16 protein-coding genes and 1 pseudogene are annotated in these 15111 nt (G+C 67.3%); 4 read left to right on the forward strand and 13 right to left on the reverse strand.

Going from position 1 to position 15111, the window contains the following annotated elements:
* The first annotated feature begins 125 nt into the window (after positions 1-125).
* On the forward strand, positions 126-746 hold the full coding sequence (locus F1D05_RS34820; RefSeq protein ID WP_185444528.1) for a TetR/AcrR family transcriptional regulator: 621 nt from the start codon (positions 126-128) through the stop codon (positions 744-746).
* A gap of 27 nt (positions 747-773) precedes the next feature.
* Here the strand turns inward: F1D05_RS34820 and F1D05_RS34825 are convergent, their stop codons facing one another.
* The gene (locus tag F1D05_RS34825) at positions 774-1589 is read right to left on the reverse strand and encodes an MBL fold metallo-hydrolase (RefSeq protein ID WP_185444529.1); all 816 of its coding nucleotides are present in this window, start codon (positions 1587-1589) and stop codon (positions 774-776) included.
* Between the two features lie 192 nt (positions 1590-1781).
* Between F1D05_RS34825 and F1D05_RS34830 the strand changes: the two genes are divergently transcribed.
* The gene (locus tag F1D05_RS34830; protein WP_185444530.1) at positions 1782-2384 is read left to right on the forward strand and encodes a helix-turn-helix domain-containing protein; all 603 of its coding nucleotides are present in this window, start codon (positions 1782-1784) and stop codon (positions 2382-2384) included.
* A 53-nt stretch (positions 2385-2437) separates the two neighbouring features.
* Here F1D05_RS34830 and F1D05_RS43320 read toward each other — a convergent pair.
* Both F1D05_RS43320 and F1D05_RS34835 read right to left on the reverse strand, forming a co-directional pair.
* A pseudogene (locus F1D05_RS43320) lies at positions 2438-2581 on the reverse strand (IS1380 family transposase); the annotation flags it as partial.
* 104 nt (positions 2582-2685) lie between these two features.
* On the reverse strand, positions 2686-3468 hold the full coding sequence (locus F1D05_RS34835) for a GNAT family N-acetyltransferase (protein ID WP_206685964.1): 783 nt from the start codon (positions 3466-3468) through the stop codon (positions 2686-2688).
* A 123-nt stretch (positions 3469-3591) separates the two neighbouring features.
* On the opposite strand from F1D05_RS34835, the gene F1D05_RS34840 reads away from it, so the two are divergent.
* Positions 3592-4146 (forward strand): hypothetical protein, encoded by a 555-nt coding sequence (locus F1D05_RS34840; protein WP_246486213.1) that lies wholly within the window; start codon positions 3592-3594, stop codon positions 4144-4146.
* Here the strand turns inward: F1D05_RS34840 and F1D05_RS34845 are convergent.
* Positions 4143-5201 (reverse strand): hypothetical protein, encoded by a 1059-nt coding sequence (locus tag F1D05_RS34845; RefSeq protein WP_185444531.1) that lies wholly within the window; start codon positions 5199-5201, stop codon positions 4143-4145. The two genes, F1D05_RS34840 and F1D05_RS34845, sit on opposite strands and share 4 nt — an antisense overlap.
* Positions 5191-5706 (reverse strand): SigE family RNA polymerase sigma factor, encoded by a 516-nt coding sequence (locus tag F1D05_RS34850; RefSeq protein WP_185444532.1) that lies wholly within the window; start codon positions 5704-5706, stop codon positions 5191-5193. Before F1D05_RS34850 ends, F1D05_RS34845 begins: the two co-directional genes overlap by 11 nt.
* Positions 5707-5854: 148 nt before the next feature.
* On the opposite strand from F1D05_RS34850, the gene F1D05_RS34855 reads away from it, so the two are divergent.
* The gene (locus tag F1D05_RS34855; protein WP_185444533.1) at positions 5855-6925 is read left to right on the forward strand and encodes a glycoside hydrolase family 172 protein; all 1071 of its coding nucleotides are present in this window, start codon (positions 5855-5857) and stop codon (positions 6923-6925) included.
* 549 nt (positions 6926-7474) lie between these two features.
* Here the strand turns inward: F1D05_RS34855 and F1D05_RS34860 are convergent.
* The 8 genes from F1D05_RS34860 to thiO form a co-directional block, all read right to left on the reverse strand.
* Positions 7475-8668, reverse strand: coding sequence for a glucoamylase (locus tag F1D05_RS34860; RefSeq protein ID WP_185444534.1), 1194 nt, complete (start codon positions 8666-8668; stop codon positions 7475-7477).
* A gap of 10 nt (positions 8669-8678) precedes the next feature.
* Positions 8679-9560, reverse strand: coding sequence for a DMT family transporter (locus F1D05_RS34865; RefSeq protein WP_185444535.1), 882 nt, complete (start codon positions 9558-9560; stop codon positions 8679-8681).
* Positions 9561-9602: 42 nt separating this feature from the next.
* Entirely contained in the window at positions 9603-10328 is a 726-nt protein-coding gene (locus tag F1D05_RS39280) for a PASTA domain-containing protein (protein ID WP_343066659.1), read from the reverse strand.
* A 7-nt stretch (positions 10329-10335) separates the two neighbouring features.
* Positions 10336-11574 carry a protein kinase domain-containing protein gene (locus F1D05_RS39285; protein WP_246486215.1) on the reverse strand — a complete coding sequence of 413 codons (1239 nt, stop codon included), beginning with the start codon at positions 11572-11574 and terminating at the stop codon, positions 10336-10338.
* Between the two features lie 123 nt (positions 11575-11697).
* Positions 11698-12666 carry a LysM peptidoglycan-binding domain-containing protein gene (locus F1D05_RS34875; protein WP_185444536.1) on the reverse strand — a complete coding sequence of 323 codons (969 nt, stop codon included), beginning with the start codon at positions 12664-12666 and terminating at the stop codon, positions 11698-11700.
* A gap of 263 nt (positions 12667-12929) precedes the next feature.
* Entirely contained in the window at positions 12930-13706 is a 777-nt protein-coding gene (locus F1D05_RS34880; RefSeq protein WP_185444537.1) for a thiazole synthase, read from the reverse strand.
* Positions 13707-13715: 9 nt separating this feature from the next.
* On the reverse strand, positions 13716-13928 hold the full coding sequence (thiS, locus tag F1D05_RS34885) for a sulfur carrier protein ThiS (RefSeq protein WP_246486216.1): 213 nt from the start codon (positions 13926-13928) through the stop codon (positions 13716-13718).
* Positions 13925-15091 (reverse strand): glycine oxidase ThiO, encoded by a 1167-nt coding sequence (gene thiO, locus F1D05_RS34890; protein ID WP_185444538.1) that lies wholly within the window; start codon positions 15089-15091, stop codon positions 13925-13927. Before thiO ends, thiS begins: the two co-directional genes overlap by 4 nt.
* Positions 15092-15111 lie beyond the last annotated feature (20 nt).

Below are 15111 nucleotides of genomic sequence, written 5' to 3' on the forward strand. Positions count from 1 at the left end.
ATCTCCTCGATCAGGGGGGTGTGTTTGACACCCGAATCATGACACTAAGTTCCATTCGTGCGCAAGTCCTAATTGATACTTAGTGTCTTTCGTGACTGAGGTTCGTCTCGCGCTAGGATTCTGGTATGCCTATCGACGACCGCGCCCTGCCGCTGCGCGAACGCAAACGGATCCGCACCCGCCGTGTCCTCGCCGACGCCGCCCTGCGGCTGTTCACCGAGAAGGGCTTCGCCACCACCACCGTGGAGGAACTGGTCGACGCGGCCGAGGTCTCCCGCAGTACCTTCTTCCGAGCCTTCCCCACCAAGGAGGCCGTGGCCATCGAGGCCGAAAACGAGCTCTGGACGGGCTACCTCGACGCCCTGGCAGACCGCGAACTCACCGGGCCGGTCCTGACCGCGCTACGCGACATCCTCACCGACACCGTCACCGCGCTACCGCAGGACTGGGCCCAGCGCTACATCGCCACCCGACGGCTGATACTCACCGCGCCCAGCCTGCTCGGCCACGTCGACTACATCAGGTCCGGGGTGAAGACACAGGTCGCCAAGCAGCTCACCGACAAACTCGCCCTACCCGAAGGCGACCTGCGCCCGCGGATCCTCGCCGAGCTGGCCACCACCGCCTGGGCCATCGCCGGCCGCGGCTGGGTCACCACCAACGGAACCGGTGGCCGCACCAATCTCCTCGAACGACTGCACGAAGCTTTCGCCGCCGTCCCCGACGCGCTGCAGCTGTCGACGTAGCCATACGCATGGTGGGTCCTTCGGTCGTCATGAGATGGACTGGGCGAGGTACTCCAGCGCGTAGCTGCCGCCGGCACGCGTCACGCGGGCGACACCGGGCGAGTCCAGATGCGCGCCGGCCACGAAGTGGTCCGGCTCGGTGAGCTGTTCCAACAGGGTGGCTCGCGCCTCACGCGCCTGAGATTGGTCGCCGTCGAGTTCCCACGACACGTGCGGCTGGTCGAACTGCAGGGACGGGACGTGCACAGTGTCGCCCCATACGAGGAGATGTCCGGTGCTGCTCTGGACGTCGTAGACGGTGTGACCGGGCGTGTGGCCCGCAGTCGGGACAGCTGTGACCCAGTCGTTGATGCCGACCTTGCCGTCGATCGGCATGACGCGGTCACGGACCGGCTCCAGCCGGCCGGTGAACACCGACATGTCGTCGGCTCCGATCCACACACGCTGAAGTCGGGGGAACGCCTCTGAACCGTCCGGTGCGATTAGTCCGTTGACGTGGTCCCCGTGATTGTGGGTGATGGCGACGTCGGTGATGTCGTCGCGCTCGATGCCGGCCTCGGCCAGGGCCTCGTAGAGCGATCCCATCGTGGAGTGCAAGGCGTTGGATGCGCCGGTGTCGATGAGCACCGACCGCGTGCCGTCGCTGATGTAGAAGGCGTTGACCGACAGACGCAAGTTGCCCTCGGCAAGCGGGACGCTGTCCGGGAGCGCGTCGAGCGGGCTCCCGCTCTCGTCGCGCAGCCGCGTCGGTGGCATGTCGATGTAGCCGTCTCGCAGGGAAAGAACCTGCAGGTCGCCGAATTCGAAGAGGGCATGATGCTGACCGCCCGAGATGAAACGCATGGAAGCCTCCACTGCCTGGTCGTGGTCGCCCGGCGTCGCTTGAGGTGCCCCTCAGCAGCTTGCCTGCGCTTTCGCCTGCTCGCGGTCGCCGCCGAGATCTCTAATAGAAGACACGCAATCTAACATAGAAGAAACATCAAGGCGGACCTAAACTGACCCAGGCAAGGTTGGTCCGACTGGTCAGGAGCAGGTGTGGCTGAGAAGTTCGTCGACGGCAGCGAACCGAATCAGGGCGAGGACGTGGCCAGCGGTTTCGGCAGCCGCGCGCGGCAACGCCGCGAGGAAGCCGGCCTGACGCTGGAGCAGCTGTCGAAACGATCCGCGGTCAGCCGCGCGATGCTGTCCAAGGTGGAGCGCGGAGAGAAAAGTCCCACGATCGGCGTAGCCACCAAGATCGCTCACGCACTCGACACATCGCTGTCAGACCTGGTCGGCGCGCCCGCAGCCTCCGGCGTCGCTGTCGTGATGCGCAGGAGTGATCGTCCGATCTTCCGCGACCCGGAGACCGGCTTCGAACGCCACATCGTGTCAGCCGCCCCCGGCGCAGGACGCACCGAGATGGTCTGCCACTACCTCCCGGCGCATGTCTCGACCGGGCCCCTGCCCGGCTACCCTCCCGGCACCGAGAAACAGCTCGTGGTCATCAAAGGCACCCTGACCGTGGCAGTCGACGGGGTCAGCGAGCGCCTGGGCACCGGCGACTCGCTCTTCTTCCGAGCCGACGCAGTGATCGAGTTCGCCAACCGCGCGAACACGCCCTGCGAATACATCATGGTCATCTCACGCAGAGCCTGAGCCAGTCCACGGCGCCAGCCTGCCTCTGTTCGGTGTTGGTCAGGTGAGCGGCCGGGGGCTGCGCGGAATCGGCCGAACGCGGCGGTGAGTTCGGTGGTCCAGGGCCAGTCGGTGTCGAGTTTGAGGTGCCAGTCGCGGGCGGTGTGGACCAGCCGGGCAGTGGTGTGGAGGATCTGGTAGCGGAAGGTGGCTGGTCCGGGCATGCAAACCTCATGGTCGGTGAACGGGCGGGTACACCAAGTCGGCCTCAAGGTATGAATAAGTGTTGATTACTGCAGATCTCGGGCAGAAATGTCCGAAGCTAGCCGAGTTCGAGGCTGGTGTTACCGAAGATGCCGCTCAGCTCGACCTCCGGGTCCGGGCCTGTGTACATCCGGGCGCACTCGAACGTCGGCTCGAGACCGAGCCGTTCGACCAGCTTCACGGCCGAGTGGTTGGCATCCGGAACGTCGATGGCGACGGTCGCGCCAGGAGTGCTCAGCCCCGCCACGAGCGCGTGCCCGATCTCGTCCGACGCCGCGAAGATCGGCCCGATACGCGAGCCCGAGCGAGCTTCCCGCAGTACGGCGAAACCTTCCAGCCGGCCGTCGCGCACAGCGGCGAGCGACCGTCGCCCGGGCAGGCTCACCCAGAGAGCGAGGAAGGAACTGCGGTCGGCCGGGAAGAACCGGCGGTCGTACGCCGCCAGTTGGTCGAACGGCACTGACCGACCATCGACCAGATCAATCCCGCGAACACCTGTAGGTCGAACGCGGACGGGGTCGACGGCCGGAACGCCCTCGTAGCGGACGTGGTTGTAGGCGTGCCGGAACCCCGACTTGTGGTAGCTGTCCTGCTGGTCGACGACGCCGTCCAGCGCGACGTTGCGCCCTGCCAGCCGATCCATCCCCGCCCGCCAGAGCTGGATGCCGAATCCCTTACCGCAGAACTCCGGACGAACGATGTAGAAGCCGATGAACCCGTACTCCGACCCGTAACGAATCGCCGAGATCGACGCGATCGCCTGCCCTTCAAGCCGGCCCACCAGGAAGCCCGCCGGGTCGGACGCGGTGAAGGCGAGCAGGTCGAATGGCCCGGATTCCACTGCTCCTCGGCCGCCCACTCGCTGAACTTCGCCAACTCCGCCGCGCTCGCTGGACCGATCTCGAGATCCGCCATACCCACCTCCACGTGTCGGCAGAACTCTGCCACCCCTATCGTCAGCGCCATGAAATCCGTCTCTCCCCGTGTCCTCGGCGCCGCGACTGCCTTTGGCTGCCTGGTGATCGCAGTGGTCGCCGCGTTCGCAGTGGACGGCCGGCTGGACCGGCAGTGGGTGATGCGGGGGATCACGCTGTTGCTCGCGTTCGGCTGTGCCGCGGTGATCGCGGGTTCGGGCGCGCGGCGAACCCGCCGCATCATCGGGCTGGTCGGTGCCTTGATGTTCGGCCTGGTCTTCCCGACCACCGCGACTACGTGGTCGAAGCCGCCCGAGATCGCCTTCGCGCTCAAGGTCGCCGACGATGCCAATGCCGCCGCGACCAAGGCGGCCCGCAGTACGGTCACGGTCGAGGACGTCCGTACTGCGGCGCAGGCGCGCGGCGGCGCAGTCGGTAGCCTCAAGACGGCGAAGTCGCCGGATGTCCGCGGCGCCGACGCCTTCCCCCTCATCCTCCGCGCCAAGCCCGACCAGGGGCCGCCCCCGAGCCTGCCTGTCCTACACCGGCCTCGACGCAAGAATCCGCCCCTGCTGAAGAAGCCAGGGGCGGATCGGTCGGGCTAGGGAATGGCGACGGCTGCGTCGAACCAGGCGCGCAGGTCGTGCGGGTTGGCCGTGAGATCCATACCCTTGGCGATCTTGATCAGCTCGCCGCGCTCGTTCGGGACCGTGCCGCCCAGCTCGATGCGGACCTGGAATCCTTCGCCTTTGATGGCGAGGACATTGGGTCCTTCGTCCGTGCCGAGGTAGGCAGTCCGTCCGTTGATGGTGAGTTGTTCCGCGTTCTTCGGCAGGTGGGTCGCGGTCGCGGAATCCGCAGTCAGGTAGGTGATCTGCGCATGCGGCAGCTGCCCGGTCGACGGATTCTCCGCCTCGTCCTGGTCGGTGCCCAGATAGGCGATGAAGTCCTGCTCGGCCTCGCTGGTCGCGCTGCTGTGCGGAATCACCGACAACGATGTGACGTTGAGCCCAGCCGGTACGTACCCGATCCGGTATGGCGCGGGCAGCCGCTGTTCGGAGAGATCGGCCACCTTCGCCAGAGCGACTGCGCCAGCGGGGTCGACCTTGTGGCTCCGCTGGCAATATGTGGTCATCCAGGTGTTCGGAGCCGGTTCCCAGACGGCCCACTTCACCTTGGGGGCTTGGGGACTGAACGGATCAGCCAGTACGGCGACGTATCCGAGAGTGCCGTTGATCTTGATCCGCTGGCTACCGGGCGGGATGCTGCCGGCGTCGAACGCACCCTTCGCATAGGCGTTCACCACACAGGTCGAAGTCTCGCTGGTCAGGATCACGCCTTGGCTGTGGCGTCCGAAAGCGCTGCTGTCGAAGTACGGCAGGTTGGCCGGCTGGGGAAAATTCAGCCGATCCCGCCAACTGTCATTGGCGGGCCGCGTCGGTGGTTGGGTCGCAGGCTGAACTGTCTGCTGCTTGTTGTGGTTGACGATGACAGGCACCGCCACGACAGCGGCAGTGGTGGCCAGGACAGCGCCGAGGACCAGCGGCGTGCGGCTCCGGCGTACCGGCTTGGGCTCTTGGGCGGCCAGGATGTTCGACGGGTCCGGTGCCGAGTCGGCCAAGTGGTCGAAGGCATTGCGGAGGTCTTCTTCAGTGCGCATGATTCACTCCGGTACGGCGGGAGGTGGGAAGTGTGGGGGATGGGGCGAACTCGATCCGGAGGGTCGCCAGCGCGCGGGATGCGTAGCCGCGGACCGTGCCCGCCGAGCAGCCGAGGGTCTCGGCGATCTCCGGATCCGACAGACCGCCGTAGAAGCGCAACACCAGTACTGCGCGTTGCCGCCTCGGTAGCTTGGCCAGTTCGGCGATGAGCTGGTCGCGATCGGCGTACTGGACCGCATGATCGGGTGCCGCGGAGTACGGATCGACCTGTGGACGCGGGACGAATCGCGACCACTTGCGGCGCCAGGACAGATACTCGTTGACCACCATCTTGCGCAGGTAGGAGTCCGGCCGGTCGGCTTGCTGGATCCGGTCCCAGTTCCGCTGGGCCTTGATCACCGCCTCCTGGACCATGTCCTCGGCGAGGTGACCGTCGCCGCACAGAACGGTGGCGAACCGGAGCAGCTTCGGCACGCCCTGCCGGGTCCATTCTTCGAACGTCACGCTGCCTCCTCGTGCGGACCGGGCCGGCGCCGGTCTGTCCTACTAAAGACGGGCGGGAGGTCCGATCTGCTGTGCAGCAAATGTTCAGAGTGTGAGAAATCGATTTCCAATCCTTCGGCCAAGCCGTCCCGGAGCCTAGGGTCGCAGTATGACTCTTCCGAACCTGTCCGGAATCAGCGCGGTCGTCGATGTCGAGACCCGCTCCATCAGCGCGGAGAACCCGACCGGCGAGCGCGGCCAGGGCGGTCGGCGTACGGAGGGGACAGGGGCGCACGCGGCCCGTGACCTCGGCGTCGGCTGGAAGGTGTCGCCGTCGATCGAGATCGCGGCGGGGGAGACCGTCACGCTCGCCGACATCACCGGCTCCGGTGCGATCACTCACATCTGGCTGACCACCCACAGCGACAACTGGCGCCGACTCGTACTGCGCGCCCACTGGGACGGCGACGAAGCGCCCGCGATCGAGGCGCCGGTCGGAGACTTTTTCTGCTCGGGCTGGGGTCGGTTCGCGCAGGTGAACTCGCTGCCGGTCTCGGTAAACCCGAACGGCGGCTTCAACAGCTACTGGGAGATGCCGTTCCGCTCGCAGGCCCAGCTGACGATCGAGAACACCCACGACGAGGCCGTGATCGTGTACTTCCAGGTGGACTACTGGCTCGGCGCGGTGGCCGACGGAGCGGCGTACCTGCATGCGCAGTGGCGGCGCAGCAACCCGCTACAGGCCGAGACCGTGCACACGCTGCTCGACGGCGTGGACGGCCCGGGGCACTACGTTGGGACCTACCTCGCGTGGGGCGTGAACAGCAGCGGTTGGTGGGGCGAGGGCGAGGTGAAGTTCTACCTCGACGACGAGGAGTTCCCGACGATCTGCGGCACCGGGACCGAGGACTACTTCGGCGGCGCCTGGAACTTCGACCTCGGCGAGACCCGCGGCGGCTACGCCGAGTTCAGTACGCCGTACTTGGGGATGCCGCAGGTGATCCGCCCGGACGGCCAATACCAGAGCCAGCAGCGGTTCGGCATGTACCGCTTCCACCTACCAGACCCGATCCGCTTCCGCTCCAAGTTGCGGGTAGACGTCCAAGCCCTCGGCTGGCGCTCAGGCGGCCGCTACCTCCCCCTCCAGGACGACATCGCCTCAACGGCCTTCTTCTACTCGACAGCCACCACCACGACGCGCCCCGCCGCACCAACCCACGACACCATGGAGATCTGCTAGCGCCACTTGCTTCTGAAGGTCGCTGCATAAGTCCAGGGTGGGTCGCCGAATGCCGAGTTGCCGTTGAGCTGGAGCGCTGGGCGTCGCAGGTGCTGGCGTCGCGGTCACGGATCATCCACTCCGAACCCGCACCTATTCGAGCCCGTCGTACCGCCAGCCAGGCAGTGCATCCTGACCCTCGCTCGAATCACCCCGCCGACGACAGGTTTGACCGCGATCCCCGCTGAGTAAGGCCCGATCGTCCCTAGACAGTTCAACCACTGCCTGGCTGGCGTCCGACTGCACTCCAGATCGGCCCGAGCCAGGCTGACTTCCCCGTCTGAAACAAACTTGCCTCTGCCGATAAGAGGTCTGCAACTAGCGGCAACCGGTCCTTCCCGTGTCCCGAACGACAGGTAATGGTCCGTCCGAGCGCCCCCGATGCCGCCTGGTTGAGCGGGGAACCCGGGTCGGCAGCCACCCATTACCTGTCGTTAGGGACACAGACCCACGCATCGACGGCGAGGAGCACTTCAACCAACCAAAGCAGCGAACTTCCGCCGTGGACCATTAAGCGGCGGGGCGGGGGAGGGGGCCGTCTAGGGCTGCGGTGGTGAGGATTGTTAGGGCGGAGGTCCAGGCTAGGGGGGCCTCGCCGGCGGGTTGTAGGTCTCGGTTGACTTTTTCTGGGAGGGCGCCGGTGCGGGTGCGGTGGGTGTCCAGCCAGGTGAGGAGGGATTCGGCTGTTTCGCGGTCGCCTCGGGCGGCTGCGCTGAGGGCGAAGAGGGCGGTTTGTGGGGTCCAGGCGACGCCGTCGGCGCGCCAGGCCTCGCCGGGGGTTACGCCGCCGTTGGGCTGGGTGAGGAGGTCGTGGGCGTGGTCGATGGCGTCTGCGACGTCGGCTCGTGGTGGGGCGAAGGGGGGACCGAGGACCGTGATGATCGCGTCGGCCCCACCGCCCTTGGTCCGCGGATATGACGGGCCGAAGACACGATCTGTTGCTGCTGACAACCGGTCCAGGGCGCCTTGCCAGGAAGGGACTTCGTGGCCCAGCACTGAGGCGATCGCCAGGCCTGCGCGCAAGCCAGCCTGCAGGGGCGCGACTGTGCCGAGGGTGACCTTGGACTCGGGGCGTTCCCAGTAGTCGGGGGAGGCGGCGGGGAGACCGTCGGGGCCGAGTTCGGCGACGATCTGGTCGCCGGACTCGCGCAGCATCGGCCAGTAGGTGGAGAGGTCGAGCCCGGACGAGCAGAACCAAGTTGCCCAGAGCACCCATCCCGATCCGTCCAGTTGCGCCTCTCGCCCGTCCTGGGGCACCAAGCCATCCACACCGTACCGAGCGGCCCAGCGGCCCGACGTCGGTCGCACCCGGTTCAGGAACGACAGCACCTCACCTGCTTTGGCGTACTGGCCGACCGAGCAGCGCGCCGCTGCGACGAACGACGCGTCGCGCGGCCAGACGAACCGCCAAGGGCCGTCCCATCCGGCCAGGGTCGCGCCGGTCGGCAGCGTCAGGGCATCCAGGTCGGCGAGGGCCTGCCGGACCATTCCGCCGTACTGCGAGGGCAAGCGCGCGCTAGTCGTCGACGGCACACTAGGGGTGACAGAAGCCGAGCTGCCCACCCCGGGGATGCCTTCGGAGACGAGACCTGGTTGCGGATTCCGTTGCAGGTTGGAAGCCGTCCCGGCGGCGAGGAACGCCAGCAGTACCGCGATCACCGCTACGGGGAAGAACCGGATCCGTCGCGCGCTGTTGTCCCGCACTGCCGCCCCCTCACTGCGCTAGGTGCTGAACCTCTGCCTCGATCTTGCGCCGCGGTGCCAGCTCGACCAGGTACATCGCGGACATCACCAGGGCGCCGCCGATCAGCATCCGCCCGGTCACACTCTCAGTTCCGAAGAGTACGGCGAACAGTGAGGCGAACACCGGCTCCATCGTCATCGCGATCGCGGCCCGGGTCGGCGTGAGATGCGCCTGGGCCCAGGTCTGCACGATCAGCGCCACGGCCCCGGCCACCAGAGCCATGTAGATCACGGCGACCCAATCACCCCCGCCGCTCGGCAACGTGAAGCCACCCGGGATCGCGCCGATCCCGCAGACGACTGTGATCACCAGCATCTGCAGGGCGGAAAGCCCAAATGCATTCGACGGTGTCGACCAAGCGCCGAGCCCGATGATGTGCAGCGCGTAGAGCCCGGCCGAGGCCAGTGTCAGCAGCTCGCCCGTGCCCAGGCTGAAATCGCGCAGGGACAGTACGCCGAGGCCGACCGTCGCCAGCACCACCGCGACCCAGGCCCAGCGGCCGATCTTGTGCCGCAGGATGACCGCGGCGAGCAGCGGCGTGAACACGACGTACATGCCGGTGACGAAGCCGGAAACGCTCGCGGAGGTATGGCGCAGGCCCTCGGTCTGCACGAGCTGCGCGACGCCGTACGTGATGCCCAGGGCAACACCCCGGCCGCGGTCCAGCCGGTTGAGCCGCCCGATCGCCGGCGGGTGGATCGCGATCAGCGCGACCGAGGCGATCGCGAACCGCAACGCCAGGTAGTCGGCGACGTCCATCCTGGTCAGCAGGTCCTTGGTCAGGAAGAACGTCGATCCCCAGGCCGCGGCCACAGCGAGCAGTGCCAGTACGGCGATCCGGGAGCGATTCACGGGCAAAGCTTGTCAGACACCTGACATGCCAACCAAAACGTCTCAGACGATGGTGACGATCACGGTGCTGCCGGGCTGAGCCATCTTCCCGGCGGCCGGATTCTGGCCGGCGACCAGGTTGAGACCGAGGTGGAAGGGCGCGAGCTCGACCTTCACCTTGAACCCGGCCTCGGTGAGGATCCTCTGCGCGTCGGCCAGCTTCTTGCTCCGGACGTTCGGCACCGCGACCATCGGCGGGCCCTTGGAGACGACGAGCTTGACCTTGTCCTTGCCGAACAGCGTGCCGTTGTTCGGCGTCTGGCTGACCACCTTGCCCTCGGGCACGGTGGCGTCGAACTGGTCGGTCCGCTCGACCGTGAAACCGGCCTTCCGCAGCGCCTTGGTGGCGTCCTTCACCGGTTTACCGGTCATGTTCGGCACCGGGATCGGCTTCCTGCCCAGGCTGACCCACAGGTCGACCGGCGTACCGGGCTTCTGCGTCGTGTCGAACTTGGGACTGAAGATGATCACCCGGCCGGCCGGGAAGGCGTCGCTGTAGGCATTTGTCTGCTTGCCGACGACCAGCTGGACCGATTCGAGTGCCCGAGTGGCCGCGTCGACGTCGAGCCCGGCCAGCTGCGGCACCTGGTAGCGCTCCGGCCCCTTGGAGACGATGAGACCGACGTCACCCTTCTTCCGGATTCGGTCACCCGGCCCCGGGTCGGTGTTCATGACCTGGCCCGCCGGCACGTCCTCGGAGAACTCCGGGTCGAGCAGCTTGGTCCCCAGCCCCGCCTTACCGGCTTCGGTTGCCGCGGCGGGCCGGCGCCATCCTCAGCAGCAACGGCGTCGAGGTGTAGCGGTGGACGCCGTAGAACCAGGCGGCTGTACCCACGCCCAGCGCCAAGGCCAGCACTGTGATGACGGCGATCAGCCCATGGCCGCGCGACCGAGGTGGCGCCGGCCGAGAGCCCGCATTGGTGAGTCGCGGCCGCTCCTCGGGCGGCACATTCGCGAACGGACGGCCTTCGAACGGTACGACGATGGTGTCGTTGCGTGGCGGCTCGCCCTGGTAGTCCCGGCTGTAGCCGTCGTCGTACCCGTTGTCCTGGCGCATCTGCTGGATCGGGATGGTGAGGTCGCCGGTCAGCTCCGGGTCGTCCGGCAGCCCTTCCTCCAGCGCACTGCGGACCCTGCGCACCTGGCGGCTCAGCACCCGGGCGTCGGCAGGCCGGATGTCGCGGTCGCGTGCGGTCGCTCGCTGCACCAGCGCATCGACGTACGGCGGGATGCCGGGCTGGATCTCGGACGGTGGCGGCACATCCGCGTGGACGTGGGCGTACGCGACCTGGATCGGGCTGTCGCCGCTGTGGGGTTTCATGCCGGTGAGCAGCTCGTACAGGACGATGCCGGCCGAGTACACGTCCGACCGGGCGTCGGCACTGCCGTCAGTGACAAGCTCGGGTGCCAGGTACGACACAGTGCCCATCAGGAGGCCCTGAGTCGCGGTCTGCCCGCTCGTGGTGACAGCACGGGCCAGTCCGAAGTCGGCGACCTTCACCGTGCCGTCGTCCGCGATCAGCACATTCTCCGGCTTGATGTCGCGGTGCACGATGCCGGCGTCATGCGCGGCGGACAGCGCTGACAGCACAGGGGAGAGCAGGTCCAGCGCCCTGGCGGGCGGCATCGGAGCCTGCTGCCGTACTACGTCGCGCAGCGTCCGGCCCGGCACGTACTCCATCGCGAGGAAGAGCGTGCCGTTGTCGTCCCCCTGGTCGAAGACGGCCACCACGTTCGGGTGGGACAGCTTCGCGGCGGCCCGGGCCTCGGCTACGAACCGGCGGCCGAACTCGGCGTCGTCGCCCAGCCCGAGGTGCATGATCTTGAGCGCGACGATCCGGTCCAGCCGCATGTCAAGCGCCTTGTAAACGGTGGCCATGCCACCCTTGGCGACCCGCGCACCCACCCGGTACCGCCCGTCGAGCAGACGCCCGACGAGGGGATCACTGACCTGGGTGTGTACGTCGTCCGTCACGTGCGGGGAGCCGCCTCTCGAAGCCTGTCTGCTCTGAGAGTGTAAATAAGGCGTCCGGCAGCAGCTTCCCCGCCGCGCCGGACTGCGCTTACCGTGCGTCCACCAGCACGCTCCGGGAGCGCCTTATCGGGGGTTCCAGCCGTTCTCCAGCTGGGCCTTGATCCGCAGCACGCTCGTCACGTAGAGCTTGGTATCGGGATACATCCCGTTACGCCGTACGCCGCCCAGGCCCTGGTAGTAGCCCGCGACGGCGATGTCGAGCTTGGCCGCGGCGGTCAGCCGGTCGAGCAGGACGACCCCGGCGGTGACGTTGTCGAGCGGCTTCAGCAGATCCAGGTTGCGGCCGACGATGCTGGACGCGAACCGGCCGGTCGAGGGGATCACCTGCATCGCGCCGATGGCGTTCGCGGGGGAGACCACCCGCTGCTTCCAGCCGGACTCCTGCCAGGAGACAGCGAGCGCCAACTCCGGATCGACGCCGTACTTGTGCGCGGTGGAGACGATCAGTGCCCGCATCTGGGCGCGGGTCGGCAGCTTGCGCTTGGCCAGGGTCGCCCTGTTCTTGTCCGCCTGGGCGACGATGTGGTCGGCGTACGTCCGGCCGGCGAAGGTGTTGTTCTTCTTCTTACCGACCGGCTTTGCCTTTGCCTTGGGCACCGGTACCGGGACGCGCAGCGGCTTGCCGGCGTAGATGTGCGAGGACGGCTTCAGGCCGTTCACCGACAGCAGGTAACCCTGCGTCACGCGGTACCGCTTGGCGATCTTGTCGATCGTGTCGCCGGACTTGACGATGTAGATGATCTGGCCGGCCTTCGGCTGCGTCGGCCTGCCCTGCCTGGGCTGGGTCTGCTGGGCCGGTTTGCCGGGCAGGCTGAGCACGGCACCGGCGTAGATCGCGTTGCCGTTGCCCGGGAGGTTGTTCAGGGCAACCAGTGTCTTGACGGTGGTTCCGTACCGGGTGGCGATCTGACTGAGCGTGTCGCCGCTTTTTACCTTGTAGTGCCCGAAGCCGGGTGAACCGGCGGTGATCACTCCAGCAGCCAGCAGCGGGACCGCGATCCCGGTCAAGATTCGTACGACCTTGTGACGCATATCCGTCTCCCCGTGTCAACGTTCCTTGACGGTAAGTGCAGGTACGGATGTGACAACAGGTGCGCATGGGTCACTTGTTACGGCTGTTACTCAATGTTTACAGTTTATGCCTGAACTACATTGATGTGGTTCACAATCGATCGACGCGTCGAAGTGTTCCGATCACCGAAAGCGTGTACCGCCAAGCGTCCCGATCGAGGCGATTGCTCCCGGCAACAGGGTGCCGAGGGCACCTATCGGCAGCTCCGGTCGGTGACTGAGCGTCAGTACGACAGGCGGCCGTCGACCGGCGAGGACGCCTGGGCCGAATGCCAGCGGCGGGGGATCCGCCCGGCCAGCCGCGCGCTACGTCCCGCGGTGACGGCGTCGCGCATCGCGGCGGCCATCAGGGCGGGCCGTTCGGCGCGGGTGACCGCGGTGGCGAGCAGGACCGCGTCGCAGCCGAGTTCCATCGCCAGCGCGGCGTCACTCGCTGTGCCGATCCCGGCATCCAGTACTACGGGGACGTTGGCGGCCTCGACGATCATGGCGATGTTGTGCGGGTTCCGGATGCCCAGACCCGAGCCGATCGGCGAACCCAACGGCATCACCGCCACGCACCCGGCCTGCTCGAGCCGGCGAGCCAGGATCGGGTCGTCGTTCGTGTAGGCGAACACGGAGAACCCGTCCGCGGCCAGCGTCTCGGCCGCGTCCAGCAGCTCCACCGGATCGGGCAGCAGGGTGTGGTCGTCCGCGACCACCTCAAGCTTGATCAGGTTCGTCTCCAGCGCCTCTCGGGCCAGCCGGGCGGTGAGGACTGCCTCGCCGGCGGTGAAGCAGCCAGCGGTGTTAGGGAGGACAGCGATGCCGTGCTTACGCAGTACGTCGAGCACTGAGCCCTGCTGGCTCGGGTCGAGCCGCCGGAGCGCCACTGTGGTGAGCTCCGTCCCAGACGCGACCAGAGCCTCCTCCAGTACTTCGAGGCTCGGTGCGCCGCCGGTACCCATCACCAGCCGCGAGGTCAGCTCGTGCCCGGCGATCGTCAGGGTGTCGTCACTCATGGTTCCTCCTCAACCGCCTTGGACCGCAGTGAGGATCTCCACCCGGTCACCCTCGGCCAGTGTCGTACCTGTCCACTCGGCCCGGGTCACAACTGCCTCGTTCACCGCCACAGCCACGCCGATGGGGCTACGCGCCCAGCGGTCGACGACGTCGGCGACCGTGGTCCCTGCTGCGATCTCTTCGGCGCTGCCGTTCACGTGCACCTTCATAGCCTCACTCACCTCGCTACCTTAGGCATGACCTCACCTGTGGCGAACCGACTGACCAGGAATGGCGCCGCAAGGTCAGGGACCGTCCCTGTCTGGACGGTCTCGGCTATGAGCGAGGCGGTGACCGGCGTCAGCAGTACTCCGTTGCGATAGTGACCGGTTGCCCAGAGCAGTCCGTCGAGCCCGGACGGTCCCAGGATCGGCGCGTTGTCAGGTGTTGCGGGCCGCAGTCCCGCGACCGTCTCGACCAGCTCCAGCTCGTCGGTGATCGGCAAGACCATTCGTGCGTCGCGCAGCAAGGAGAACACGCCCCCTGCGAGTACACGCGTGTCGTAGCCGAGCTCGCTTGTCGTCGCGCCCACCACCAGCTCGCCGCCGGGCCGGGGGACCAGGTAGACCGAGAACCCCCGGGTAGTGGCTCGGACGGTGTGGTGCAGGGCCGGGCGGTAGGCCTCTGGGACTCGCAGTCGGAGGACCTCGCCCTTGACCGGCCTGACCGGCGGCCGCAGCTCCTCGGGGATCCCCTTCAGTTGTGCGGACCACGGGCCGGTTGCCGCCACGATCTGGCTGGACCTGATCGTGCTGCCGTCCTCCAGCTCCACGCCGACTGCCGTAGTACCGGCTGTGAGGACCCGGGCGACCTGCTGTCGCTCCAGCTGTACGCCGGTGAGCTCGGTCGCGCGCAGGAGGGCTGACACCGCCTGGCGGTTGTCCACCGAGTGGTCGCCGGGCACCCAGACACCGCCGGAGACGCCTGCTGCGAGCAGTGGTTCGCGCTTGCGGGCCTCGCGGCCGGAGAGCTCCTCGACGTCGAGTCCGAGCCGGCGCTGGTAGTCCGCGAGGCGACGGAGCGCGGCGGCGTCGTCCACGTCGTACGCGACCGAGAGAGTTCCAGTGCGATTGAGCCCGGCCGACTGGCCTGTCAGGGATTCCAGCTCCGCGGCGAAATCGGGCCAGGCGGCGACGCTGGCCAGGTTGAGGGCCAATAGTTCGTCTTCGCCGTACTCGACCTCGGTGACCGGCGCGAGCATGCCGGCCGCGACGGCGGAGGTGCGGCTGCCGGGTGTCGGATCACATACGGTCACCTGGATACCGTCTGCCGCGAGTCGCCAAGCGATCGCCAGGCCGATCAGTCCGCCGCCGATGACGACGACTTCCGAAGTTCGCTCAGCCATGGCAGTAAGGGTACGACGCC

Source organism: Kribbella qitaiheensis (assembly GCF_014217565.1).
GTDB lineage: Bacteria > Actinomycetota > Actinomycetes > Propionibacteriales > Kribbellaceae > Kribbella > Kribbella qitaiheensis_A.